The 24,770-nt window shown below is 71.9% G+C and carries 21 protein-coding genes; 14 read left to right on the top strand and 7 right to left on the bottom strand.

Translation table 11 applies throughout. The features are described 5' to 3' along the window. The first annotated feature begins 29 nt into the window (after positions 1–29). From AB0J67_RS17825 to AB0J67_RS17800, 6 genes are all read left to right on the top strand, one after another. Positions 30–770 (top strand): SDR family oxidoreductase, encoded by a 741-nt coding sequence (locus tag AB0J67_RS17825; RefSeq protein WP_363483397.1) that lies wholly within the window; start codon positions 30–32, stop codon positions 768–770. Between the two features lie 155 nt (positions 771–925). Next, positions 926–1,831 carry an ABC transporter ATP-binding protein gene (locus AB0J67_RS17820; protein WP_363483394.1) on the top strand — a complete coding sequence of 302 codons (906 nt, stop codon included), beginning with the start codon at positions 926–928 and terminating at the stop codon, positions 1,829–1,831. Then, the gene (locus tag AB0J67_RS17815; RefSeq protein WP_363483391.1) at positions 1,828–2,781 is read left to right on the top strand and encodes an ABC transporter permease; all 954 of its coding nucleotides are present in this window, start codon (positions 1,828–1,830) and stop codon (positions 2,779–2,781) included. The genes AB0J67_RS17820 and AB0J67_RS17815 overlap by 4 nt, the downstream gene beginning before the upstream one ends. 193 nt (positions 2,782–2,974) lie before the next feature. After that, positions 2,975–3,733: a hypothetical protein gene (locus AB0J67_RS17810; RefSeq protein WP_363483388.1), complete on the top strand. Its 759-nt coding sequence runs from the start codon at positions 2,975–2,977 to the stop codon at positions 3,731–3,733. 280 nt (positions 3,734–4,013) lie between these two features. Then, positions 4,014–7,256 (top strand): M36 family metallopeptidase, encoded by a 3,243-nt coding sequence (locus AB0J67_RS17805; protein WP_363483385.1) that lies wholly within the window; start codon positions 4,014–4,016, stop codon positions 7,254–7,256. Further along, on the top strand, positions 7,246–7,641 hold the full coding sequence (locus tag AB0J67_RS17800; RefSeq protein ID WP_363483382.1) for a hypothetical protein: 396 nt from the start codon (positions 7,246–7,248) through the stop codon (positions 7,639–7,641). Before AB0J67_RS17805 ends, AB0J67_RS17800 begins: the two co-directional genes overlap by 11 nt. A 69-nt stretch (positions 7,642–7,710) precedes the next feature. Here the strand turns inward: AB0J67_RS17800 and AB0J67_RS17795 are convergent, their stop codons facing one another. Both AB0J67_RS17795 and AB0J67_RS17790 read right to left on the bottom strand, forming a co-directional pair. Continuing rightward, on the bottom strand, positions 7,711–8,709 hold the full coding sequence (locus tag AB0J67_RS17795) for an RNA polymerase subunit sigma-70 (protein ID WP_363483379.1): 999 nt from the start codon (positions 8,707–8,709) through the stop codon (positions 7,711–7,713). 120 nt (positions 8,710–8,829) lie between these two features. Beyond that, a complete protein-coding gene (locus tag AB0J67_RS17790; RefSeq protein WP_363483376.1) occupies positions 8,830–9,297 on the bottom strand; it encodes a hypothetical protein in 468 nt (155 codons plus the stop codon). Between the two features lie 334 nt (positions 9,298–9,631). Here AB0J67_RS17790 and AB0J67_RS17785 point away from each other — a divergent pair, with 334 nt between their 5' ends. Next, a complete protein-coding gene (locus tag AB0J67_RS17785; RefSeq protein ID WP_363483373.1) occupies positions 9,632–10,888 on the top strand; it encodes a hypothetical protein in 1,257 nt (418 codons plus the stop codon). A 116-nt stretch (positions 10,889–11,004) separates the two neighbouring features. Here the strand turns inward: AB0J67_RS17785 and AB0J67_RS17780 are convergent, their stop codons facing one another. Further along, positions 11,005–11,412, bottom strand: a complete 408-nt coding sequence (locus AB0J67_RS17780) for a hypothetical protein (RefSeq protein WP_363483370.1) — start codon at positions 11,410–11,412, stop codon at positions 11,005–11,007. Between the two features lie 265 nt (positions 11,413–11,677). Here AB0J67_RS17780 and AB0J67_RS17775 point away from each other — a divergent pair, with 265 nt between their 5' ends. The 7 genes from AB0J67_RS17775 to AB0J67_RS17745 all read left to right on the top strand — a co-directional run bounded on the left by AB0J67_RS17775 (position 11,678) and on the right by AB0J67_RS17745 (position 21,542). Next, a complete protein-coding gene (locus tag AB0J67_RS17775) occupies positions 11,678–12,472 on the top strand; it encodes a MerR family transcriptional regulator (protein WP_363483367.1) in 795 nt (264 codons plus the stop codon). After that, positions 12,469–13,407 (top strand): hypothetical protein, encoded by a 939-nt coding sequence (locus tag AB0J67_RS17770; protein ID WP_363483364.1) that lies wholly within the window; start codon positions 12,469–12,471, stop codon positions 13,405–13,407. Before AB0J67_RS17775 ends, AB0J67_RS17770 begins: the two co-directional genes overlap by 4 nt. Before the next feature lie 65 nt (positions 13,408–13,472). After that, positions 13,473–14,045, top strand: coding sequence for an isoprenylcysteine carboxylmethyltransferase family protein (locus AB0J67_RS17765; protein ID WP_363483361.1), 573 nt, complete (start codon positions 13,473–13,475; stop codon positions 14,043–14,045). A gap of 355 nt (positions 14,046–14,400) precedes the next feature. Further along, entirely contained in the window at positions 14,401–17,868 is a 3,468-nt protein-coding gene (locus tag AB0J67_RS17760) for a discoidin domain-containing protein (RefSeq protein WP_363483358.1), read from the top strand. Positions 17,869–18,048: 180 nt separating this feature from the next. Further along, positions 18,049–18,735 carry a DUF899 family protein gene (locus tag AB0J67_RS17755; protein WP_363483355.1) on the top strand — a complete coding sequence of 229 codons (687 nt, stop codon included), beginning with the start codon at positions 18,049–18,051 and terminating at the stop codon, positions 18,733–18,735. Positions 18,736–18,911: 176 nt separating this feature from the next. Then, positions 18,912–20,003: a winged helix DNA-binding domain-containing protein gene (locus tag AB0J67_RS17750; RefSeq protein WP_363483352.1), complete on the top strand. Its 1,092-nt coding sequence runs from the start codon at positions 18,912–18,914 to the stop codon at positions 20,001–20,003. A 147-nt stretch (positions 20,004–20,150) separates the two neighbouring features. Further along, positions 20,151–21,542 (top strand): DUF1996 domain-containing protein, encoded by a 1,392-nt coding sequence (locus AB0J67_RS17745; protein ID WP_363483349.1) that lies wholly within the window; start codon positions 20,151–20,153, stop codon positions 21,540–21,542. Positions 21,543–21,603: 61 nt separating this feature from the next. Here the strand turns inward: AB0J67_RS17745 and AB0J67_RS17740 are convergent, their stop codons facing one another. The 4 genes from AB0J67_RS17740 to AB0J67_RS17725 all read right to left on the bottom strand — a co-directional run bounded on the left by AB0J67_RS17740 (position 21,604) and on the right by AB0J67_RS17725 (position 24,726). Further along, entirely contained in the window at positions 21,604–22,266 is a 663-nt protein-coding gene (locus AB0J67_RS17740) for a hypothetical protein (protein ID WP_363483346.1), read from the bottom strand. Between the two features lie 4 nt (positions 22,267–22,270). Next, complete coding sequence (locus tag AB0J67_RS17735) at positions 22,271–22,912, bottom strand: response regulator transcription factor (protein ID WP_363483343.1); 642 nt, start codon at positions 22,910–22,912, stop codon at positions 22,271–22,273. A 14-nt stretch (positions 22,913–22,926) separates the two neighbouring features. Further along, complete coding sequence (locus AB0J67_RS17730) at positions 22,927–24,114, bottom strand: histidine kinase (RefSeq protein WP_363483340.1); 1,188 nt, start codon at positions 24,112–24,114, stop codon at positions 22,927–22,929. Positions 24,115–24,285: 171 nt separating this feature from the next. After that, complete coding sequence (locus AB0J67_RS17725; RefSeq protein WP_363483337.1) at positions 24,286–24,726, bottom strand: VOC family protein; 441 nt, start codon at positions 24,724–24,726, stop codon at positions 24,286–24,288. Between the last annotated feature and the right edge of the window lie 44 nt (positions 24,727–24,770).

The following is a 24,770-nucleotide window of genomic DNA, read 5'->3' as shown; positions in this document are numbered from 1 at the left end:
GGTACGGCGCGGACGTGCCGAAGTAGGTCATGCCCGCCTCCTCGGCGAGCCGCCACAGCGCGCCCGCGGTCGTCATCCACGGCCGCGGCGCCGACCGGGCGAACGCGGTCGCCGAAGCCGTCCGGGCCGAGGGCGGCACCGCCGCCGTCGCGATCGGCGACCTGTCCACCGATGCGGGCGCGGACGCCGTCGCCGCCGCGGCCCTCGCCGACGGGCCGGTCGACATCCTGGTCAACAACGCCGGCGTCTACGATCACCTCTCCTGGACCGACGCCACGCCCGAGCTCTGGGCGTCGACGTACAACACCAACGTCATCTCCGGCGTCCGGATGGTTCAGCGGCTCGTGCCGCAGATGCGGGAACGCGGCTGGGGCCGCGTCATCCAGATCGGCGGCGGTCTGGCCTCCCAGCCGATCGCCGCTCAGCCGCACTACAACGCCACGCTCGCCGCCCGGCACAACCTCGCCGTGTCGCTGGCCCGCGAGCTGAAGGACAGCGGTGTCACCTCCAACGTGGTCTCGCCGGGTGCGATCCTGGTCGACTCGGTGCAGGAGCTCGTCACCAACATCGCACCAGACCATGGCTGGTCGGGGACGTGGGAGCAGATCGAGCGGGCCGCCGCGAACGACTGGGTGCCCAACGACATCGGCCGCTTCGGCCGTCCTCACGAGATCGCCGGGGCGGTCGCGTACCTGTGCAGCGGCTACGCGGACTACGTCAGCGGCGCGACCATCCGGGTCGACGGCGGCACCATTCGTTCCGCTTTCTGACGGCGGGCTCGACCGCTTCCCCGGACCGGGTAGCACCGGGGCGCCGTGGCCACGCCGGTCGCCGCCGGTCGCTGCCAGGCCGTTCTTGCGTGCGGCCGATACCTAGAACTACTATGCATCACGCTTCTATGTATCAACCGAAAGAGAGCTGGCCGATGGCCGACGATGGTATAGCTGTCCGTGGGCTGACCAAGGTGTACAAGAACGTGCGCGCGGTCGACGACCTGTCGTTCACCGTCAGCCCGGGCCGGGTCACCGGCTTCCTGGGGCCGAACGGCGCGGGCAAGACGACCACGCTGCGCATGGTGCTGAACCTGGTCCGTCCCACGGCGGGGACCGCGACGATCGGCGGCCGGCGCTACGCCGACCTCACCGATCCCATCCGCAAGGTCGGCGCGCTGCTGGAGGCGTCGGGCGCGCACCGCGGCCGCACCGGCCGCAACCACCTGCGCATCCTGTGCGACGCGGCCGGGATCCCCGTCGGCCGGGCCGACGACGTGCTGGCCACGGTCGGGCTGGCGCCCGCCGCGAACCGCAAGTTCAAGGGGTACTCGCTGGGCATGCGGCAGCGGCTGGGCATCGCCGCGGCGCTGCTGGGCGACCCGGACGTGCTCATCCTGGACGAGCCCGCCAACGGTCTGGACCCCGAGGGCATCCGCTGGATGCGGGACCTGCTCAAGTCGCTGGCCGACGAGGGCCGCACGGTCCTCGTGTCCAGCCACCTGCTGTCGGAGATGGAGCTGCTCGCCGACGACGTCGTGATCATCGCGGCGGGGAGGCTGGTTCGGCAGGGTCCGGTGGCCGAGGTCATCGACTCGGCCGGTGGCGCACAGATGCTCGTGCGCACGCCCCGCCCGGAGGCGCTCGTCGCCGAGCTGGGTGCCGCGATCACGGCCACGCCCATCGAGGGCGGGGCGCTGCGGATCGTGGGCGCGGACGGGCCGGCGATCGGGGCGGCGGCGATGCGGGCGGGCGCCGAGATCCACGAGCTGACCGTGGAGCGGCGCGACCTCGAGAACGTTTTCCTTCAGCTGACGGCCGGAAAGGCGGACATCCGATGACCGCGACCCTACAGGCGGCCCCGGCCGCGCAGCGCCCGGTCATCGCCGAGGTCGGCGTCCCGGGGCTCCGGCTCGTGCGCAGCGAGATCCGGAAGATCACCACCACCAACGCGTGGTGGCTGTTCGGCATCGCGTCGGTGGTCTTCACCGGGCTCGCGCTGTTCATCAACATGTCCGAGGCGGCCGAGCACCTCGCCCGGGCGCGGGACACCACGGCGGTGTTCCGGCCGGGCCGCGGCATGAGCGCGGCGGAGGTCGCCGCGGCCAAGGCGGAGTTCGCGCAGCTGCACGACCTGCAGCTGCAGGCGGTCAACGCGGCCGGCAACATCTTCACCAGCGGCCAGTTCTTCGGCCTGCTGCTGGTGATGCTGCTGGGCGCCCTGGTCATCACCAACGAGTTCCAGTACCAGACCGCGACGGCCACGTTCCTGACCACACCGCAGCGGACCCGGGTGGTGTTCGGCAAGCTCTTCGCCGTCCTCGGACTCGCGGTCCTCTTCTGGCTCGTGTCGCGCGCCCTGTCGGTCGGGGCCGGGTTGCTGTTCTTCGACAACATCGGGCTGACGAACTCCCTGACCGCATGGCCGGTCCAGCGCGCGATCATCTTCAACCTGGTCGCGTACCTGCTGTGGGCGCTGCTCGGCTTCGGGCTCGGCACGCTCATCAACAGCCAGATCGGCGCCGTGGTCACCGCGATGATCATCTACCTGGGAGGATTCGTCGGCGGGATCGGCGTGTTCAACCTCATCCGGGCCTATCTCATCCACGGCGACTGGGTGCTGACCTCCGCCGTCATCATGCCGCCCATCGCGTCGCAGGTCATGGTCTCGCCGGAGAAGCTGTATCCGCAGGCCGCGCCGTGGTGGGTCGGCGTGCTGGTGCTGACCGGCTGGTCGCTGGTCGCCGGCGCCATCGGCATCGTGCTCAACCGCCGCCGCGACATCGCCTGACAACGGCCCCGCCGGCGGTCACGCCTGATCCTTCCGGCAGCGGCGGGCGGCACGGCTGCGTCTCCGCTGCGTGCAGCGTCGACCGGGGCCGGTCACCCGCCCGCCGCTGCGGAAGGATCAGGCGTGACCGAGGTCGCACTCATTTTCCAGAATCGGCCCCACGGAACAGGCCGTCCGGCGGGTCTCCACTGCCATGAGAATCACCACGACCGTCACCCGCGGCCTCCTCGCCGCCGTCGTCCTCCCCGTCGTCGCGGCGTGCGGCGCGAGCACGCCGGCGCCGCTCGATCCGAGCGCGGCGGCCCGCCAGCGCGTGATCGACAGCGCGAACATCGACTGCCTGGACGACCGCAGCCCGCTGGTCGCGATCACCGACGCCGAGCAGGACATGACGGCCGCGATCCAGGTCGGCACGGGAGACACCGGTGTCGTCCTGCTGCACCAGCTCGACGGCACCGCCTGCCAGTGGTACCCGTTCGCGCTGATCCTGGCGCAGCGCGGCTACCGGGCACTGTCGCCGGACATCACCTCCCGCGACGCCGTCGACGTCGCCCGGGCCGGCATCGCCCACCTGCGGGCCGGGGGAGTCAAGCGCGTCTTCGTCATCGGGGCCTCGCGCGGGGGCACCGTGGCCCTGGCGGCGTCGGCGGCCACCACTCCACCGGTCGACGGCGTGGTCGCCCTGTCCGCTCCGACCGTGTACGACGCCGACGCGCTGACCGCCGTCACGAAACTGGACGCGCCGACCCTGCTCATCGCGGGCGACCTGGACGGCACTTTCGCCGACCATGCCAGGGAGCTGTACGGCCTGTCGGTCGCCAAGCACAAGAAGCTGATCATCCGCTCCAGCGTCAGCCACGGCGTGACCCTGCTGAGCGGGAACGTCGAGGACATCGTCATGGCGTTCCTGACCGATCCGGCGGCCACCGCCGACGCCCCGGATCCGGCGTAGCGGCGCAGCCGACCGGTGGCGGGCCGCGCAGCGTGGCGGGCTGGACATCGTCTCTTCGGCTGATGTCACGTGACGGTGACGTGTCACGTTCGCGAGGCGATGACCCTGCGCCGGGACGACCGCTTTCGGGTCCTTTGTCGACAACCGGCTACTTAGTCAACAACCATTCCACTGAGGACAACTTGCGGACAGAAGGCGCCCCACCGCGCCCCTAACGTCGGCCGCAGTCCCGGGCTCACAGGGAGATCCGGGAGCACCCACCGTAGGGGGTCGTGGCCGCATGACTGGCCGACAGAACAGATCAGCGCTCGCGTCGGCGACCGTGCTCGGGCTCGCCCTGGCGCTCGTCCCCGCCGTGGCGACCGCGGCGCCCGCGCCGGACCCGCGTGGTTCGGGCGTCGCGTCCTCGGTTCGCAAGGATCCGGCGACCGGACACGCCCGGATGATCTTCAATTCCGGGGGTCACCTCACCGAGCCGTCGAAGAGCCCCGCCGAGCAGGTCGTGCTCGGCTACATCCGCGACAATCGGGCGCAGTTCGGCCTGACCGCGGCGCAGGTCGCCCAGCTGAGGGTGACCTCGTCCTATGTCACCAAGCACAACGGCGTGCGCCAGGTGACCGTCGGCCAGGCCGTCGACGGCATGCGCGTGCACGGCGCGCTGCTGACCGCCACGGTCGACAGGCAGGGGCGGCTGACCCTGATCGGCGGCTGGCTCGCCACCGCGCCGACCTCCGGCGACGTCGCCCTCACCGCGGGCCACGCGCTCGACCGGGCCGCGGCCGCCCGGGGCGCCAAGGCCAAGACGCCGCTCAAGGGCGCCGACAACAAGAACAAGGGCCGCCAGACCTTCCCCAACGTGTACGCCCAGCGCCTGGCCCACCCGCACGACGTCTCCGCCGAGCTGGTCTGGTATGCGCCCGACCACACGTCGACGCTGCGTCCGGCGTGGTTGACCGACGTCGAGGTCTCCGGCGGGTCGTGGACCGAGTCGCTCGTCGACGCGGCCACCGGCAAGGTCCTGCAGGAGCAGAGCCGATACCAGCACAGCGGCCCGGAGGGCACGGTCTTCACCGGGCAGCACCCCGACGTGACCGGGGCGACCCGGCAGGTCACGCCGTTCAGCGGGATCGACGGCTCCTGGGTCGCCGATCGCCTCACGCAGGGAAACAACGTCAACGCCTACCGCGATGAGGACGGCGACAACAACGCCTCGGACACCGGCAACGACGCCATGCGCCCGCAGACCCCCGCCGGCGGTGACCCGGACCACCAGCACTTCAACTACCCGTTCACCGACGCCTGGCGGACGAACGCGGCCGCGACGCAGGCCAACCTCGACGCCGACCTCGACGCGATCACGACCCAGCTCTTCTACTACACCAACGTCATGCACGACTACCTCTACGGGCTGGGCTTCGACGAGGCGTCGGGCAACTTCCAGGTCGACAACTTCGGCCGGGGCGGCAGCGGCAACGACCCGGTGCTCGCCGAGGCGCAGGACGGCTGGGACTTCGGCTGCATGACCGACCCGCCGAACCCGGTGGCCGTACGCTGCCTCAACAACGCCAACTTCGGCACGCCCGGCGACGGCGGCAGCCCCCGCATGCAGATGTACATGTGGCAGCCGGGCCGGCCCTGGCGGGACGGGTCGCTCGACGGCGACGTCATCGCCCACGAGTACGGCCACGGCGTGTCCAACCGCCTGGTCGGCGGCGGCAGCCTCGGCGGCGGCCCGCAGACCGGGGCGCTGGGCGAGGGCTGGAGCGACACGATCTCGTTCCTGAAGTGGGGTGACGCCACGGTCGGCGAGTACGTCACGGCCAACACCGCGACCGGCATCCGGTCGCAGGCCTACGACACCTCGACCGAGACCTGGGCGAGCTTCGACCCGGCCCGCGGCGTGCACCGCAACGGCGAGATCTGGGCCGCGACGGTGTACGACATCCGCGAGGCCAAGGGCATCGGATACACCCAGCAGATCGTCATCGACGGTATGAAGAACACCGTCTCGTCGCCGAGCTACCTCGACGCCCGCGACGGCATCCTCGCCGCCGACATGACCAACACCGGCGGCGCCAACCAGTGCCTGCTCTGGCGGATCTTCGCCAGCCGGGGCATGGGGGCGAACGCGTCCTCCAGCGCGGACCAGGCGACCGAGACGGCCGACTCGACCGTCCCGGCGGCGTGCCTGCCGACCGCCGACGCCGGCGGCCCCTACAGCACGTCCGAGGGCACCGACGTCCAGCTCAGCGCGGCGGGCTCGGCCAAGGGCACCGACCCGTCGGCGGGCGATCTCACCGCCTTCGCGTGGGATCTCGACGACGACGGTCAGTTCGACGACGCCACCGGCCAGTCCGTCCCGTTCACGCGGGTCGGTCAGGACGGCGTCTTCACCGTCGGCGTGCGGGTCACCGACAGCGCCGGCAACACCGACACGGACACCGCGACGGTGACCGTGACCAACGTCGCGCCCGCGGTGACCCTGAACCAGATCGTGGCGACGCCGGAGAACAGCGGCATCACGCTGTCCGGGAAGATCAGCGACCCGGGCTGGCTCGACCCGCTGACCGCCACGGTGAACTGGGACGACGGCACCGGTCCGCAGCCGCTGACCGGCACGCTGGAGAACGTCCGGCCCGACGCGACGCTGACCTTCTCGGTCCCGCACACCTACGGCGACAACGGGGTGTACGCGATCGAGGTCTGCGCCGCCGACGACGACGTCATCACCTGCGCCACGATCGCCGCGACCATCACCAACGTCAACCCGACCGCGGTGATCTCCGGTGACGGCCAGACCACCTACCAGGGGCAGCAGGCGTTCGTCACGCACGCCGGCGAACCGGTCCAGGTCACCGGCTCGTCCACCGACCCGGGCAGCGACGACCTCACGCTGACCTGGGCCTGGGGCGACGGCACGTCGGACGCACTGAGCTCGCTGGTGAACCCGCCCGCGACCGACCCGGCGAAGAGCCCGTCGATCCAGCCGCGTGACGTCACGGCCGCCAGGTCACACGTCTACGCCGACGCGTGCCTGTACACGCTGACGTTCACCAGCCGCGACGACGACGGCGGCACGGCCGCCGACGACGCCACGGTGATCATCACCGGCAACGCCGACCGGGCCCGCAGCCAGGGCTACTGGAAGGTCCAGTACGACGCCAAACCGCCGAACGACTTCACTCAGGCGCGACTGGACTGCTACCTGGCTATCGTGTCCTTCATGAGCTCTGTCTACGGACCGCTCACGGTGCAGCAGGCCCACGCGATCCTGAGCAGCACGTCCAGCGACCCGCGGGCGCTGGTCTCCAAGCAGCTGCTCGCCGCGTGGCTGAACTTCGCCAACGGGTCCTACGACCTGGGCACGCCCGTCGACACCAACGGTGACGGCGTCGCCGACAGCACGTTCGGTGCCGCGGTCGCGGCGGCGGAGGCGGTCTACCACAACGCGTCCGCCACCAAGGTCCAGCTGCTGGGGCAGCAGAAGATCCTCGAGCGGTTCAACCTGCGCGATGGCGGCTGACCCACGCCTGGCCGGGCTCGTCGTCCTCGCACTCCTCACCGGGTGCGGGGCCGGCGGGCCCGCCGCCGCGCCGTCGGCGTCACCGGCCACGCCGCAGGTCACGCGTACCACCGAGGAAGGCAGGCCCCGCGTGCTGACCGAGGCCGACGACGGCGCGGTGGTGCCGCTGAGCGTGGGCCAGACGGCGACGCTGCGCCTGACGGGCCCGGAAGGCGGGCCCGAACCCGCGGTGACCGGCGACGCGGTGCTGCTCATCCGCATCGCGAACGTGACCGGGAGCGGTGCCCGCGAGTGGGAGATCCGGGCGGTGCGACCGGGGGACGGCACCGTGACCGTGCCCCGCGACGGCGGGCGGCCCGCCGTCATCACCCTGCGGGTGACCTGACCACCGGTGCAGGCGGCGCGGCCGGCACCGGCCGCGCCGCCTGCACGGGAGCCACTCTCGCCGGTCGACCTACTCCGTGCCGTCCGCCGGCAGGAGCTCCGGCAGCCCCAGGCGCGGGAACCGGTCGTCGTGGAACGTGACGATCTCGGTGATCGCCCCGCCGGTGACGCGCAGGACGTCGATCGTCAGCGGCAGGTACGCGCCGTCCGGCTCGCGCCGGTGGTAGAAGGCGACGGCGGGCTGCCGGTTCACGGAGGTGAGGACGGCGCGCAGGTGCTCCATGTCCGCGAAGCCGCTGTCGGCCCAGTCCTTCACCACCGCCTCGCGCCCGACGTGCAGGCCCGGCGTGGGCGGCATCGAGCAGCGCACGTCGTCCCGCAGCAGGGTGGCGACCTCGGCGATGTCCGTGGCCAGGCAGGCGTCGGTGTAGCGGCGCACCAGCTCGCGGGTCCCGGCGTCCAGCTCGCCGCCGGTCCAGTCCTGCCGCTCGGTGGGCAGGTGCTCCCGCATGCCGGCGCGGGCCCGCTGCAGTGCGCTGTTGACGGAGTTGACGGAGTCCCCGAGCAGGTCCGCGACCTCCTTCGCCGGCCAGCCGAGCACGTCCCGCAGGATCAGCACGGCCCGCGGGCGCGGCGCCAGGTGCTGGACCGCGACCAGGTACGCCAGTTCGAGCGTCTCCCGCGCGACGGCGACGGCATGCGGGTCGTCGGCGTCGCCCGCGGGCAGCTCGTCGAGCAGCCGGTCCGGGTAGGGCTGCAGCCACAGCACCTCGCCGCCGGTGGCCGGCTCCGGCCGGCACTTGGCGAGCAGGTCCAGGCAGGCGTTGGTGGCGATCCGGTACAGCCAGGCCCGGAACGTCGACCGCCCCTGGAAGGTCTCCCGCCGCCGCCAAGCCCGCAGGAACGTCTCCTGCACGGTGTCCTCGGCGTCCTCGAACGAGCCGAGCATCCGGTAGCAGTGCACGTGCAGCTCCCGCCGGTGCCGCTCCGCCAGCCCGGAGAACGCCGGCTCGTCGACCTCGGCCAGCCCGCTCCCGCCCGGCTCCTGCAACCGCGTGTTCCCACTCATCACGTCATCCTTCCGCGTCGTCGTGCCCCGTCCTAGATATGACGGGTACGGGCGCGACAACTCATCACCACCGCCGCCCGCGCCGTCCGGACCTGACGTTGCCCGGCGGCCCGCCGGTGGTCAGTGCCAGTTGTGGTGTTCCAGCGGGCGGCAGACCAGGACCCGGCCGCCGGTGCGCGCGGACAGCCGCTCGGCGTCGCGGACGGCGAACCGCTCGGGCCACGTGGCACCCAGCAGCAGGTAGCCGCCGTCGGGGCCGGTGGGCGGTAGGAGCAGCTGGAACTGCTGAAGAGGGGTGGCGACGGCCCGGCTGCCGCCCGCCTTCCAGCGCCTGCGGCACCGCCCGCCGGTCACCAGCGCGACCCGCTCCAGCAGGGCGAGCGTCGTGTACCCCATCGGGATCGCCGCGTACAGGGCAGTGTCATCGGGTGTCTGCTCGGCAGGGAAGACCCGGGAGGGCTTCTCGTGCGCCCAGTAGAACAGGCCGGCGTAGGGCAGGCGGCCGTCGAACGGGTCGCCGCCGCCGTCGGGCCAGTCGGCGCCGCGGAAGCGGCCCGGCCCGGTCTCCTGCTCGAAGTCGTCATTCACGGGTCGACGATAGGCCGCGGCTGCCACGCGGGGACCGTCACCGCGGCGTCACCGACGTGCCCCGCCGACCTCGCCGTGCCGCGCTGACCGGTCGGGCCGCGCGCCCGCTGGACGACGGTGGGGGCTGACCCGTCCTACGAGGACCGATGCCCAGCAATGTACATCGAATGTACGGTCCTAAATGTACGCTGCTGACGCCGCGTGCGACCGACATCGCCGCGCGCGGTGCCGAGCATCGGTCGGGACTTTCGGGTCCGCCGGCGATTCTCGGATGGGCCGCCACCCGACCTGGCGGCGGCCGACCGCCTCTGCCCCCACCTCGCCGGAGGAACCTGTGCCAGCCATCACCCGCCGCAGCGCCCTGGGTCTGTTCGCCGCCACCGCCGGACTCGTGGCGTGGGAACCGCTGTCTCCCGCGACCGCGGCGCACGCCGCCTGCGGGTCCATTCCCTCCAGCGCCGACCCCGCGGTCCTGCACGTCGTGTACGCCGTGGCCACGGAGCTGGGCGCCAGCGAGCGTGTGCTGCTCGCCGGCTTCGAGGCGGGCTGGGTCGAGTCGCACATGAACAACCTCAACTGCGGCGACCGGGACTCGCTCGGGGTCTTCCAGCAGCGGCCCTCGCAGGGCTGGGGCACCGCGGCACAGATCCTGGACGTGCGGTTCGCCAGCAACTCGTTCTTCAGCCGCGCGATCCCGCTGGCCGCGGCGAACCCCTCCTGGACGGCCGGACAGGTCGCGCAGGGTGTGCAGCGATCGGCCTTCCCGACCCGCTACGACGAGGCACGGCCCGTCGCCGAGCAGCTCCTGGCCCAGGCCCGCGCGGCGGCGGCGCGGCAGGTGTTCGAGGCGGCCAGCAACAACGGCTGGCGGGCGCTGGGGGTCGGGGGCGCCAACGGGCCGGTGACCGGTTCGTCGACGGCGGCGATCGGGGCCGGCGGTACGAAGATTATCTACAGCCTGCGAGGCGGGCAGGTGTTCGAGGCGGCGAGCAGCACCGGCTGGCTGAACCTGTGGACCGGGATCCAGGGTGCGCAGGGCACGGCGCTGGCGGCGCTGCACCTCGACAGCGTCAAGTACATCTACTCCGTGGTCGGCGGCTACGTGCACGAGGCGCACAGCGCCAACGCGTGGCGCAACCTCAACACCGGCATCGGCGGGGTCGGCACCTCGTCCATCTCGGTGATCCAGGTCAACGGCGTCAAGTACATCTACAGCATCGTCGGCGGTTACGTGCACGAAGCCAGCAGCGCCAACGGCTGGCGCAACCTCAACTCCGGCGTGCGCGGCTCGGCCGTGGCGGCCATCGCGTACGGCTCCACGAAGATCCTCTACGTGGTGAACGGCGGCGCGGTGTACGAGGCGGCCAGCAACGCCGGCTGGGCGAGCATGTGGACCGGCATCGCCGGAGTCTCGGACGCCGGCATCGCGGCGGTCGACAACAACGGCGAGAAGCTGATCTACACCTCGGCCGGTGGATACGTCCACGAGGCGAGCAGCCACATGGGCTGGCGCAACCTCAGCACGGGCGTCCCCGGCTCCCGCGTCAGCGCCATGGCGATGTCCGGGGTGAAGTACCTCTACAGCAACTGACCCGTCCGGGTGGGGTGCACCTCGACGGCGCGTGCTCGTAGACGATCGAGGTGACGCGAAACCGCCGACAGGCAGGCGCCGCGGCGGGCCTCGGCGTTGTCGGAGACCTCCGGGCGCTACCTGGCGGCGGCGACGTCCTCCACCGACCACCCCACGAACCGGGCGATGTCCTCATCCGGCGTGGTCAGCAGGTCGACCCAGTCCTCCAGCGCGCTGGCCAGGCTCTGCGGGATCCCCGGATTCTCGGGCTCGACCGGCTGCCGCTCGATGTTGTCGATGTGCAGGTACATGTCGTCGGGGTCCAGCGCGGCGAGCACCTCGTCGTCGCTCGTGCCGGCGTCGCCGCTCGCGATGACCTCCCCGGTGTGCCAGTCGGTGTACTGCCACGTGGACTGGCTGGTCTGGCCACCGTCGATGATCCGGTGCCCGCTGGCCTTCAGCTTGTCGACCGCGTCCGCGAGACTGCGCTCCGCCTCGCGCTGTGCGACCAGATACCGGCGCACGTACTCCTGTACCAGGTCCATGACCAACCCCCGGGGAAGACCTCGGCGCGTGGTCCGGCCGAGCACGGGCTACAGAGTGCCCGGCCGGACGCCCGTCGCCAAGGACACACGCCGTAACCGATCCGTATTCGCCCGATCGGCCGAAGCCGCCCGGGGGAGCCCGTCAGCCAGGCTCCCAGGATGGTCCGGCGAGCGTATCCGCACCCACGCCGCGCAGGCCTGCCGCCTGAGCCTGGGCACGGCCACGGCTTGACCTCGCCCCAAGGGCACGCCGCAGACTTGCCGCGTGCAGAAGAGACATCTCCTGGCGGGTGAGTTCGGCGCGGCCGCCCGGCTGTCGCCTAAGGCGCTGCGGCTGTACGCCGACCTGGGCCTGCTCCTGCCCGCCTGGGTGGAGCCGGCGACCGGTTACCGCTGCTACACGCCCGATCAGCTGCCGCGCGCCCGGCTGCTGGGCAGGCTGCGCCGGCTCGGGCTGCCCCTGAACCGGATCGGGCACCTGGCCGACCTCACCCCGCAGGCTCGTGAGCTGGAGCTGCGCGGATGGCTGCGGGCGCAGCGCGACCTGCTCGACGAGCGGGCGGCCGCGCTCGACGCGCTGCAGGCACCGGCCGACCCCGGGCTCACCGGTGCGGTCGCCGAGCGGGAGGTGCCGGCCACGAAGGTGCTGTGCCGCACCCGCCGGGTCGACTCCACCACCCTGCCCGAGCTGATCAGCGCCGCCGACCGGGACATCCGGGCGCACCTGCGTGCCTCGGGCCTGGCCGGTGACGGCAGCAGGCTCGTGTCCTTCCACGACCTGGTCACCCCGGACAGCGACGGCCTGGTCGAGGTCGCCGTGACCTACGACGGCAGCGTCGAGCCGGTCGACGACCTGCACATCCGCCTGGTGCCCGCGCACACCGCGGTCTACCTGCCCGTGCCGGCGGGCCACGAGGACCTTCCGCTCATCCTCCGCGTCTACGACGCGGTGGAGGCCTGGACCGATGCCCGCCCCGACCTGGTCTGCACCGGCCATCCGTACGAGATCTACCCCGGCACCGGGGCGCGGTTCGACGTCGCGTGCCCGGTGTCGCGGTGACCGAAGGGACCCCCATGCGCCACCTTCCCTACGTGGGCAGCGGCCCGTACTGCTACGCCAACTCGTTCGCCATGCTGCTCGGCGCGCAGGCGCCGTCGACCGCCGTCATCGAGGTCACCACCGCCGGTCCGTTCGGCATGCAGCTCATCGGCGGCACGCTCATGTTCTTCGACGGGTACGGCTGGAATCCCGAGCTCGGCTTCGACCGGGCCCTGGCGGCGCTCGGCTGGACGTCCACCGTCAGCAAGGGCGGCGACGCCGACGAGGCGCTGGCCCGCCTGGCGGCCGCGGCCCGGCGGGGCCCGGTCTGGGTCGGGCCGGTGGAGATGGGCCACCTGCACCACCAGCCTGAGATGACCGGCCCGATCGGCGCCGACCATTTCGTGGTGGTGCTCGACGTGGACGACCGGCGGGTGCTCATGCACGACCCGCACGGCTACCCGTACGCGCAGGTGCCGATCGGGGACTTCACGGCCGCCTGGCGCGCCGACACGGTGAGCTACGGCGAGGCGTTCACGATGCGGACGGACTTCGTGAAGACGGCCGACGTCGCCGACGCCGACGCGATCAGGTCCATCATCCCGGCCGCGATCGGCTACCTGTCGGCGTGCCCGGACCTGGAGATGCCGCCGGGCAGCCTGGCCAACGGCGAGGCCGCGGAGCGGACCGCGCAGCTGATCGAGGCGGGCGCCGGCGACGGCATGCGCGAGCACCTGATCTACTTCGCGATCCGGGTCGGTGCGCGCCGGCTCAGCGACACCGCCGACTGCCTGCTGCTGGCCGGGTACGACGAGGCCGCGGCCATCGCGGCGACGCAGGCGCGGCTGGTCGGCTCGATGCAGCACCCGATGGTGACCGGTGACCTGCCGGCGGCGGCGGCCGCGCTGCGCGAGCTCGCGCCGACCTACGACCGCCTGCGCGCCGTGCTGCGGTGAGCCGGCACGGCGGCGGACGCGGTGGGCTCGCGGCCTGCGGGCCTGGCGCGCAGTAGGGTCGGCGGGTGCAGCTGTCGGCGCTCGCCCGCGGGATCCTGATCGCGCTCGGCCTGGTGTGGGTGCTGGTGGAGGTGCGCCAGTCGCGGGTGGTCCGCGCCGACGCGAGCCGGGCCGATCGAGGCAGTCGCGAGGTGGTGGTGCTCGCCATCGGCGCCGGCCTGGTCGCGGCGGTCGCGGTCGCGCGCTGGGTGCCGTCGGCGGCTCTACCGCCAAGCGCCGTGGTCGGCTGGATCGGGTGCGGGCTGGTGGCGTTCGGCATCGTGCTGCGGATCTGGAGCATCCGCACCCTCGGCCGGTACTTCACCTTCACCGTGCAGACCAGCGGCGACCAGCCGGTGATCACCGCCGGGCCGTACCGGGTGGTCCGGCACCCGGGGTACACCGGGCTGCTGCTGCTCAGCGTGGGGATCGGCCTGCTGCTGGCGAACTGGCTGGCCGTGGTCGTGGTGACCGCGGCGGCGACCGGTGGCCTGAGCTACCGGATCAGGATCGAGGAGCGGGAGCTGCTGCGGGATCTCGGGCCCGCCTATCGCGAGTACGCGGCCACCCGCAAGCGGCTGATCCCCTTCATCTGGTAGCCGGCCGGGCGCGGCGTCGCTCCTGGGCGGTATTGACAAACGTAAGTCGCTGTGGCGCGATACCAGGTGGTCAAAGAACACTTGCGCCCGGGCGTAAGGGGTGAGCGCGGCTCGCCGTCACCGGGCTCGTCGGGCTGCGTTCCCCACTTCTGTCACGACCGCCAAAAGTTGTGATCGGGCGACAGAAACATCTGTACATCTAGAAAAAAGAATTCTAAAGTTTCTGTGCCAGGCATCGGCGTGCCAGGTCGCTTCAGGACAGACAACGCACTTTTCCGTTGTCCTGGCACGCCGTTGCGAGCGGCGTCGCCACAGCGAAAAGGTGCGCGGCAGCTCCGCTCCCACTGGAGGAAAAGTGTTCGCACCGTCCCGATGGGCACGCCTGACCATGGCGGGTGCCCTCACGACAGCGGTCATCGCCGCGGCCGGGTGGTTGCCCGCCACCGCAGCGGCCGCCGCTCCGCCACCGCAGACACCAGGCATCACGTTGCGGGTCTTCGACCTGCAGGTCGCGCTGAGCAGCCTGTGCAACCTCAAGCCGGCGCAGACCCCCAACATCGACAAGCTCATGTCGACGATCGACTGGACCACGGCCGCCCAGTTCGGGCTGGAGGACAACTTCTACGCCCAGGCGCTGGGCTACGTGAACATCCCGACCGCCGGCAGCTACACCTTCCGGCTGATCAGCGACGACGGCTCCCGGCTGCTGATCGACGACAGCATCGTCATCAACCACGACGGCCTGCACGGCGCGACGCCCAAGGACGGCGCGGTCACGCTGACCACCGGCTACCACGCGCTGCGCATCGACCACTTCGAGGCCGGCGGCGGCCAGCAGCTGACGCTGCAGTGGCAGACGCCCGGCTCGACCACGTTCGTGACCGTGCCGAACTCGGTGCTCAGCACCGACGCGGGCGTCGTGCGGGTCACCGCCCCGGGCCGCAAGGAGTGCGAGGGCACCGGCGACTCGCCCGGTGACGGCCTGCCGCTGACCTCCGTGCACCCGAACTTCAACCTGGCCAACCTGCGCCCCAGCGGCTTCGAGCCGCGGGTGACCGGCATGGACTGGCTGGCCGACGGCCGCCTGGTCATCTGCACCTGGGGTGGCACCAACGACTCGGGCACCTCGCAGGCCGGTGAGGTCTGGATCCTGGGCAACACGAGCGGCAACGCCAACCCGAGCACGGTCACGACCAAGCGGGTCGCCAGCGCCCTCAAGGAGCCGATGGGCCTGAAGGTGGTCGACGGGGTCATCTACGTGTCGGAGAAGATGCGGCTGACCAGGCTCGTCGACACCAACGGCGACGAGGTGACCGACCAGTACCAGCAGGTCGCGACCTGGCCCTACGGCGGCACGTTCCACGAGTTCGCGTTCGGCCTGATGTACGAGGCCCCGTACTTCTACCTCAACCTGTCGGTCGGCATCGACTACGGCGGCAACACCACCAACCCGCAGGTGGTCGGCAACCGCGGCACCACCATCAAGATTCACAAGGACACCGGGGCGTGGACGTACGTCGCCGGCGGCCTGCGGACCCCGCACGGCATCGGCTGGGGCCCGGAGAACGGCCTGTTCGTCACCGACAACCAGGGCGGCTGGCAGCCGGCCTCGAAGCTGGTGCACATCAAGCAGGGCCGCTTCTTCAACCACTACCTGAACCCGCCCGGCCCGTTCGACAGCGCCCCGGTCACCCCGCCGGTGATCTGGCTGCCGCAGAACGAGATCGGCAACTCGCCGAGCACCCCGAAGTACATGACCAGCGGCCTGTACACCGGGCAGTTCGTCATCGGCGACGTGACCTACGGCGGCCTGCAGCGCGCCGCGGTCGAGAAGATCAACGGTGAGTACCAGGGCGCCCTGTTCCGGATGACGCAGGGCCTGGAGGCCGGCATCTCCGAGGTCAACGTCGGCCCGGACGGCGCGATCTACGTCGGCGGCATCGGCGGCGGCGGCAACTGGGGCCAGTCCGGCAAGCTGAACTACGGCCTGCAGAAGCTGATCCCCAACGGCAACAACGCCTTCGACATGCTGAACATGAAGGCCCTGTCCAACGGCTTCGAGATCGAGTACACCCAGCCGGTGTCGGCGGCCACCGCCACCAACCTGGCCACCAAGTACCGCGTGAAGCAGTGGCGCTACGTCCCGACGGCGGCCTACGGCGGCCCGAAGATCGACGAGGAGACGCTGACGGTGTCCTCGGCGACCCTGTCCGCCGACGGCAAGAAGGTCACCCTGGTGATCAACGGCCTCAAGGCCGGCCGGGTCGTGCACATCCGCTCGCCGCGGCCGTTCGGCTCCACCAACGGCCAGTCGCTGTGGAACACCGAGGTCTGGTACACCCTCAACAACATCCCCGGCCAGGCCCCGTCCAGCAACCTGGCGCTGAACAAGGCGGCCACGGCAGACAGCTCCTGCGCCACCTCCGAGGGCCCGGCGCAGGCCGTCAACGGCAGCGTCTCGGGCGGCAACGCCGACAAGTGGTGCTCGCTCGGCACGAGCAAGTGGCTGCAGGTCGACCTCGGCTCGACGCAGAGCATCAACCGGTTCGTCGTGCAGCACGCCGGCGCGGGCGGGGAGGACACGGGCTGGAACACCCGTGACTTCAACATCCAGACGTCCACCACCGGCACGAGCTGGACCACGGCGGCGACCGTCACCGCCAACACGGCCAGCACCACCACCCACAACATCGCCACGGTGCAGGCCAGATACATCCGGCTGAACGTCACCACCGGCGGCACCACCGGCAACGGCGCGGCCCGCATCTACGAGTTCGAGGCGTACGCGCCGACGACGACGCCGGCGGGCAACCTGGCGCTGAACAAGGCGGCCACCGCCGACAGCTCCTGCGGCACGACCGAAGGCCCGGCGAAGGCGGTCAACGGCAGCGTCTCGGGCGGCAACGCCGACAAGTGGTGCTCGCTCGGCGCCACCAAGTGGCTGCAGGTCGACCTCGGCACCGCGCAGACGGTCAGCCAGCTGGTCGTCCGGCACGCCGGCGCGGGCGGGGAGAACACCGCCTGGAACACCCGCGACTTCAACCTCCAGCTGTCCACCAACGGCACCAGCTGGACCACGGTCGCGACCGTCACCGCCAACACCGCCAGCGTCACCACGCACAACTTCACGGCGGCGTCGGCACGCTACATCCGGCTCAACATCACCACCCCGGCCAGCGACGGCAACGGCGCCGCCCGCATCTACGAGTTCGAGGCGTACGGCACCACGACGCAGCCGACCAGGATCGTGCTGTTCGACGGCACCAACATGAACAACTTCCAGCACGCCAACGGCACCCCGGTCACCTGGCCGCTCGGCAACGGCGGCGTGGAGGTCCTGGGCGGCGACATCAAGTCCAAGCAGGCGTTCGGTGACTTCAAGCTGCACGCCGAGTTCTGGCTGCCGCTGCTGCCGGGCGACGTCACCGGCCAGGCCCGCGCCAACAGCGGGATCTACCTGCAGGACCGCTACGAGCTGCAGGTGCTGGACTCGTTCGGGGACACCACCCTGGCCAACAACGAGTGCGGCGCGATCTACGAGAAGATCGCACCGTCGGTGAACGCGGCCACCGCGCCGCAGACGTGGCAGACCTACGACGTCACGTTCCGCGCCGCCCGGTGGAACGGCACCACCAAGACCGAGAACGCCCGCGTCACGGTCGTCTGGAACGGTGTCACCGTCATCAACAACGCCGAGATCAACGGGCCCACCGGCAACGGCGCCGCGGAGACCTCGGCGCCCGGCCCGCTGCGGTTCCAGGACCACGGCGACCCGGGAGCGAACCTGTTCTACCGCAACATCTGGGTGGAGCCGGTGGTCTGACCCCCGGTTCAGGCGAGGGAGCCGGCTCGGATCACGCATCCGGGCCGGCTCCCTCGTCCCCGCTTGTGGGTAGTTCCGGGCGTTTCCTGGTCCGAAGCGGCCGCCGGCGGGTGAGCAGGACGGTCCTCGGGTATCTAATGGGGGAAGGTCAGTGTCCGGACGACCGAGGAGATGTTGATCATGGCTGCTCTGCCACCCGTCGTCGACTCCGCCACCTGGCGCAAGGAGCTGGACGAGCTGCGTGCCCGCGAGAAGGCGGCCACCCGGGAGCTCGACGCGATCGCCGCCCAGCGACGCCGGCTCCCCATGGTGAAGATGCCCGAGTACACCCTGGTCGGGGCCGACGGTCCGGTCCGGCTCGTCGATGTCTTCGACGGCCGGTCGCAGCTGATCGTCTACAACCACATGTGGGACCCCGACCCGAACGCCGAGTGGCAGTGCGGCGGCTGCACCAGCCTCACCTCGTCGTTCACCCGGCTGGACTTCCTGGACAACTACGACGCGCGATTCGTGATCGTCACCCAGGGACCGATCGAGGCGGCCCTCGCCTACGCCGAGCGCGTCGGCAACAAGATGACGTGGTACTCCACCGCCGACAGCCCGTTCGGGGCAGACGTGGGCGCGCCGCCCGGTGGCGGGTTCGCGTTCAACGTCTTCCTGCGCGACGGCGAGACCGTGTACCGCACCTGGCACACCAGCGGTAGGGGAGTCGAGCAGCTCACGTACACGTTCGCCCTGGTCGACGTGCTGCCCTACGGGCGGCAGGAGGAGTGGCAGGACTCCCCGGAGGGCTGGCCGCAGGGGCCGGCGTACAGCGGCTGGCTCGACTCGCCCGACGTCGCCCGGCTGTACGGTCCCGCCGAGTGACACCCGCTGCGGGCGCCCAGGCCGTTTCCCCGGGGCGCCACCCTTCGCGCAACCACCGGGGGACCCTCTCGCCTGCCCGCCCGCCCCGGTTCATGCCTGCCTGGCAGCGCCGGGTCGCGGCGTTCTTCGGCCATGAGCTGTGATGAAGGCAGCGCACGCCATGAAATGATCCGTCCGTGCTGACCCGCCGTGACCTCAACCGCGCCCTGCTCGCCCGGCAACTGCTGCTGGAGCGCTCGCCGATGGGACCGCTGGCGGCGATCGAGCACCTGGTCGGGCTGCCCGCCCAGGCCCCGAACCCGCCGTACCTCGGGCTCTGGACGCGGCTGGCCGACTTCGCGATCGAGGACCTGTCGGGGCTGGCCACCTCCCGGGCGGCCGTGCGCGTCGCGCTGATGCGGGCCACCCCGCACCTGGTCAGCGCCCGCGACACGGACCTGCGGCCGCTGCTGCAGTCCGTGCAGGACCGCCACCTGGGCGCCGCGGCACGGGAGCGGCTGCACGGCGCCGACCCGGCCGAGGTCGCCGCCGCCGGGCGGGTGCTGGTCGAGCAGCGCCCGTACACCCTGAAGGAGCTGGGCGCCGCACTCGCCGCACAGTGGCCGCAGGCCGACCCGGCCGCCCTCGGCACGGCGGTGCGCGCCGGGGTGCCGCTGGTGCAGGTGCCGCCGCACGGCCTGTGGGGCGCGGTCGGGCAGCCCGCGTACACCAGCGCCGAGCACTGGCTCGGGGCGGTCGGCGCCCCGCAGCTGACCGTGGGTGACCTGGTGGTGCGCTACCTCAACGCGTTCGGACCGGCCACCGTCGCCGACGTGCAGGCCTGGTCGGGGCTGACCGGGCTGGGCGAGATCGTCGACGGCCTCGGCACCCGGCTGGTCTCCTACCGCGACGAGGACGGCACGGAACTGCTCGACCTGCCCGGCGCTCCGCTGCCGCACCCGGACACCCCGGCACCGGCCCGCTACCTCGCCGACTTCGACGCGGTCCTGACCGCCCACGACGACACCAGGCGGATCATGGACGACCGGGACCGCCGCGACGTGTTCGCCGTGCCCGGTGTCATCCCGGGGACGGTCCTGGTCGACGGGTTCGTCCAGGCGCTGTGGCAGATAACCCGGCGCAAGGGCGTGGCGACGCTGGTGGTGCGGCCGCTGTTCCAGATCCCCACCCGCGACGTGCAGGAGCTGACCGAGGAGGGCGAGCGGCTGCTCGCCTTCGCCGCCGCCGACGCCACCCGCCGCGAGGTCAGGTTCAACTCCCGCTGGTGAGGCCGCCCGCTGGGCAGCCGCGTCCGCTGATCCAGAAAATGGGCCCCGCAACCGTCGTCTGCTGAGGCGTTCGCCTCATGATGCGACTCACGGCCGTAACTACGTTGCAAAGAACTCGCTTTCTTCGCAGATCGTAGGAGGTCGCGCATGACAAGGGACTGGATCAGACGGCGGGTGCGGGTGGTCTCGGTCGGCGCCGGCTGTGCCGGGATGGTGCTGGCCGCGGCCGTCGTCGTGCTGACGCCGTCGGCGGGTGCCGCCGCGGAGACGGTGGTGCAGGCCGAGGCGTACTCGGCTCAGTCCGGTGGCGTCGTCGAGCCGACCGTCGACACCGGCGGCGGCTCCGACGTGGGCTACCTGTCCCGGGGGGACTGGCTGCGCTACGACGGTGTGGACCTGGGCGCCTCGGGCGCGATGGCCGTCTCCGTGCGCGTCGCCTCCGCCGTGGGCGGACAGGGGACCGTCCAGCTGCGGACGGGCTCGGTGACCGGCCCGGTCCTGGCGCAGTTCGCCATCACGGCGACGGGTGGCTGGCAGGCCTGGGTCACCCAGACCGTGAACGTCACCAGCCACCCGGCCGGTGTCCAGTCGGTGTACGCGGTCATGGCCAACGCCGCCAGCGGCGCCGACTTCGTCAACCTCAACTGGCTGTCGTTCGGCTCCGGCGGTGGCACGGCCACCGGCTGGGAGAGGGTCGACCCGGTGAAGTGGAACGCGCAGCTGGCCGCGTTCCGGGCGATGGCGATGGCGCCGGCACCGGCCAACGCCGTGCGGGTGCCGGAGTTCAACGCGACCTGCACCTACAGCCACTCGTTCCGGGACGACCCCATCATCTTCCCGCGGCTGCCCGGCGCGTCGCATATGCACACCTTCTTCGGCAACCGCAGCACCAACGCCAACTCCACGGTGGACACGCTGCGCGCCAACACCGCCACGACGTGCACGCCGGCCCCCGCGGACCTGTCGGCGTACTGGGTGCCGACCCTGTACGAGCGCGGCGTCGCGGTGGAGCCGAAGGGGGTCGTGGTGTACTACGGCTCGCGGCTGGCCGACCCGAGCCAGACGGTGCCGTTCCCGCTGGGCTTCGAGATGATCGCGGGCAGCGCGGGCCGCCAGGTGCCCACGCCCGCGGGGGCGGTGAACCAGTTCTACTGCGTGGGCGGCACCACCGGCGGCGAGATCGGCCGCAGCGCCGACGGCAACTGGCCGATCTGCTCGCCGGGCGGGACGCTGATGTTCCAGCTCGTCTTCCCCGACTGCTGGGACGGCGTGCACCTGGACAGCCCCGACCACAAGTCGCACGTGGCGTACACCGCGAACGGGACGTGCACGAGCGCGTTCCCGGTGGCGATCCCGTCGGTCTCGTTCGTCATCGCGTATCCGGCCGTGGGCAGCGCGGACGGGTTCACGCTGGCGTCGGGGATGGCCTCGTCGATGCACGGCGACTTCGTCAACGCCTGGGACAACGACGCGCAGGGGCACCGGGTGAAGAACTGCATCGTGCAGTCGGCCAAGTGCAACAGCGCCGGGCAGTTCTGAGCACACGTCCGGGCGGGCGCTCCTGCGGCGCTCGCCCGGACGCCGGGCGTGCCGGGCGGCGTCAGCTGACCGTGATCGTGTTGATGTCGGGGGCCGAGCCGGTGTCGTTGAAGAACCGGATCCAGCACGCGCCCTTCGGCAGCCACAGGCGCACCGACACCTCCACCGGGATGAGCCAGCTGCTGGCACCGGCCAGCGCCAGCTCGCGGACGGGGCCGCCGTTGACGGCGATCTTGAGAGTACGCGGCTGCTCGGTCTCGTAGACGACGGTCACCGTACGCTGACCCGCCTGCGGCAGGCCCGTGATCCGGACCGCGAGGGTGTTCGGGCCACCGATGTAGCCGACCCGGCTGCCGTCCACGCAGGTGGGACAGTCGATCACGCGGGCGCCCACGCGGATGTTGGCCGGATCGGCGGCGTGCACGGTGATCGGCCGGAACCGGATCGCCGCAGGCGTCTTCACCGGCGGCGCGGGTGCCGAGGCCGTGCCCCGCACCGCCGCCTTCGGCGGCCGCGAGGTCCGCGACGGCACGGGTGCCGACGGCGTCCCCGGCGCCGGTGTGGCGGACGGCTGCGGAGTCGGCGAGCCGGCGGGCTGTTCGGCGACGGGCACGCCATGCCGTTGCGGGCCGGGCGTGATCAGCGGCGGGACGACGGCGATCGTGGCGCCGACGGCCATGACGAGGGCCGACCAGCCCAGCACGCGCCTGGATACGACGGACACGCCCTCACCTCTGCCCGGTCCACACGACGACCGCCTCGGTGCGGCTGGCGACGCCGAGCTTGGCGAAGATGTGCTGCAGATGGTTCTTGACGGTCTTCTCGGTCAGCGTCAGCCGGTGGGCGATGGCGGCGTTCGACAACCCCTGTGCGAGCTGCGCCAGCACCCCCTGCTCGCGTGCCGTCAGACCGAACCGGGACTTCGCGAGCCGCCGCCGCTCGGCCAGTTCGCGGCGGGTGCGTTCGTGTTCGGCCTGTTCGCGTACGGCCGCGGCGGCGACGGCGGCGGCGACGGGGGAGAGCCAACCGTGCCCGGCCGCCACGGCGAGCACCGCGCGGTGCAGCTCCGCCGGGTCGAACGCGCCGTGCACCAGGTAGCCGCGCGCGCCGCCGCGCAGCATCCCGGCGATGAGGTGCGGGCTGGCGTCGCTGGTGAGCACCAGCACGCGCGTGTGGGCGATCAGCGCGCCGAGCACCGAGAGCCCGTCGGCCACCGGCATGCGATGGTCGAGCAGGGTCACCATGGGCCGGTCCCGGCGGGCCAGCGCGACGGCTTCGCGCCCGTCGGCGGCCTCGGCCGACACCTGTACGTCCGGGCAGAGTGCCAGGTAGCCACTGAGGGCGGCCCGGACGATGGGATTGTCGTCCACGACCATCACCGAGATCACGACGGTGTTCCGGCGTACGCTGCCGCTGCCAGCGGACAGTCCGCGAGGACGGTCGTGCCCGCGCCCGGCGCGGAGACCACGCGCAGGGTGCCGTGGACGGCGGCGGCCCGTTCGGCCATGCCGATCAGGCCGAAGCAGCCGCGCCACTCGGCCGGCACCCGGAAGCCGGACCCGTCGTCGGTGACGCGCAGCCGGACGCTCTCGCCGGCTTGCGCGAGCTCCACCGTCACCAGGCTCGCCCCGGCGTGGCGGGCGATGTTCTCCAGCGACTCGTGCAGGATCCGGGCCAGCTCATAGCGCAGGTCCACCGGCAGGTCGCCCACCGCGGCCGACAGCCGCACCGGGACACCTTCGCGTTCGGTCCACCGGCGACAGATCCTGTCCACCGCCGCGCCGAACTCGTGGTCCGGCTCGTCGAGGCGCAGCCCTTCGAGGACCTCCTGCGCCTGGCGGACGGCGGCGGTGGCCCCGGCCGAGACCGTCGCGGCCAGCTGCTCGGCCAGGGCCGGCTGCCGTCGCAGCGAGGCGGGCAGCGCCAGTGCCGCGAACGAGACCCCGCGCAGCGTCTTGGCGACCGAGTCGTGCAGCTCGCGGGCCAGCCGTGCCCGTTCCGACGCCGCCGCCGTACGCTGCGCCGACGCGACCAGCGCGACCGACAGCTGCAGGTGGGTGGCCAGCGCGGCGGTCGCCACGGCCGCGCCGACGGCGGCCAGCACGTCGACGATCGGGAAGGCCAGCACGAAGGCGGCCAGGCCCGGCGCGTCCGGTGCCGAGCCGAGCAGATGGGCGGCGACCAGGTAGCCGAGCCCGGCGTAGCCCGCGGCCGGCAGCAGCGCCCAGAATCCGATGAGCACACCGGCCAGCGCGCTCGCCCCCGCGGCACAGCAGAAGAACGCGACGTCGCCGTCGCCGATCCCGAGGACGGCCATGACGATCGTGGCGTCCGCCGCCAGCAGGAGCAGGGGATGGGCGACCACGTGCGGATCGCGGGACAGTGCCACGAGCGCGACGACCGCGGTGAGCAGGACGAGCAGGCCCACGACGACCAGCGGAGTGGGCTGTGCCCGCAGGCGCAGGTCGCCGCCGGCGACGGCGAGGGTCGCGGCGGCCCGGCCGAGCAGCACGGCCCGTGCGACGGCGGCCCGCGCGACCACGCGGTCGAAGTGTCCAGCTGTCGTTGTCACGAGTCCTGCCCCGGGCGTGGGCGATACCTTGACGATCTTCGAGGGAGCGCTCTCTCGATGATCGGACACCCGATCGACGGTTGTCAAGGTGGCAGCGATCCGGCCCGAGGCGGCGCTCCGGCGGGTCGAAGCCGGACGCCGGAGAAGTGCCGTGAGGGGACGGCAGGTGTCTCAGTTCAGCTGCTGGGCCAGCGCGAGGATGATTCCGCCCGGACCGCGCAGATAGCAGAGCAGGTAGCTGTCCTCGTAGCGGGTCACCTCGCCGACGAGCTCGGCCCCGTGCGGGCGCAGGCGGGCGAGGGTGTCCTCGATGTCGTCGACGGCGAACATGACGCGGTGCAGGCCCAGCGTGTTCACCGCGGTGAGCTCCGGCGTGGGGACGATCGCCTTCGGATGGTGGTACGTGGCCAGTTCGAGCCGGCCCGGGGCGTCCGGGATCCGCATCATCGCGATCTCGGTCCGCAGGTCGTCGAGCCCGACCACCTTTCCCGCCCAGCTTCCCTCGATCGGCGTCCTGCCTTCCAGCTCCATGCCGAGCTCGGTGAAGAAGGCCACGGCGGCGTCGAGGTCGTCGACGACGATGCCGACGTTGTCCATACGCTTGATCGTCATATCCCGAGGATAGGGGCGGAGTCCGACGGCGCCGGCCGGGCACG

This window comes from Catellatospora sp. NPDC049609 (assembly GCF_040675365.1).
In the GTDB taxonomy this organism is placed as follows: domain Bacteria; phylum Actinomycetota; class Actinomycetes; order Mycobacteriales; family Micromonosporaceae; genus Catellatospora.
The sequence above is the reverse complement of the archived record's forward strand: the minus strand, read 5'-3'. Positions and strand labels throughout refer to the sequence as shown.

Bases quoted from the DNA above. Each gene is read 5' to 3' on its own strand.
- AB0J67_RS17825 (WP_363483397.1), top strand. From the start codon at position 30: ATGCCCGCCTCCTCGGCGAGCCGCCACAGCGCGCCCGCGGTCGTCATC.
- AB0J67_RS17820 (WP_363483394.1), top strand. From the start codon at position 926: ATGGCCGACGATGGTATAGCTGTCCGTGGGCTGACCAAGGTGTACAAG.
- AB0J67_RS17815 (WP_363483391.1), top strand. From the start codon at position 1,828: ATGACCGCGACCCTACAGGCGGCCCCGGCCGCGCAGCGCCCGGTCATC.
- AB0J67_RS17810 (WP_363483388.1), top strand. From the start codon at position 2,975: ATGAGAATCACCACGACCGTCACCCGCGGCCTCCTCGCCGCCGTCGTC.
- AB0J67_RS17805 (WP_363483385.1), top strand. From the start codon at position 4,014: ATGACTGGCCGACAGAACAGATCAGCGCTCGCGTCGGCGACCGTGCTC.
- AB0J67_RS17800 (WP_363483382.1), top strand. From the start codon at position 7,246: ATGGCGGCTGACCCACGCCTGGCCGGGCTCGTCGTCCTCGCACTCCTC.
- AB0J67_RS17795 (WP_363483379.1), bottom strand. From the start codon at position 8,709: ATGAGTGGGAACACGCGGTTGCAGGAGCCGGGCGGGAGCGGGCTGGCC.
- AB0J67_RS17780 (WP_363483370.1), bottom strand. From the start codon at position 11,412: ATGGACCTGGTACAGGAGTACGTGCGCCGGTATCTGGTCGCACAGCGC.
- AB0J67_RS17755 (WP_363483355.1), top strand. From the start codon at position 18,049: ATGGCTGCTCTGCCACCCGTCGTCGACTCCGCCACCTGGCGCAAGGAG.
- AB0J67_RS17745 (WP_363483349.1), top strand. From the start codon at position 20,151: ATGACAAGGGACTGGATCAGACGGCGGGTGCGGGTGGTCTCGGTCGGC.
- AB0J67_RS17725 (WP_363483337.1), bottom strand. From the start codon at position 24,726: ATGACGATCAAGCGTATGGACAACGTCGGCATCGTCGTCGACGACCTC.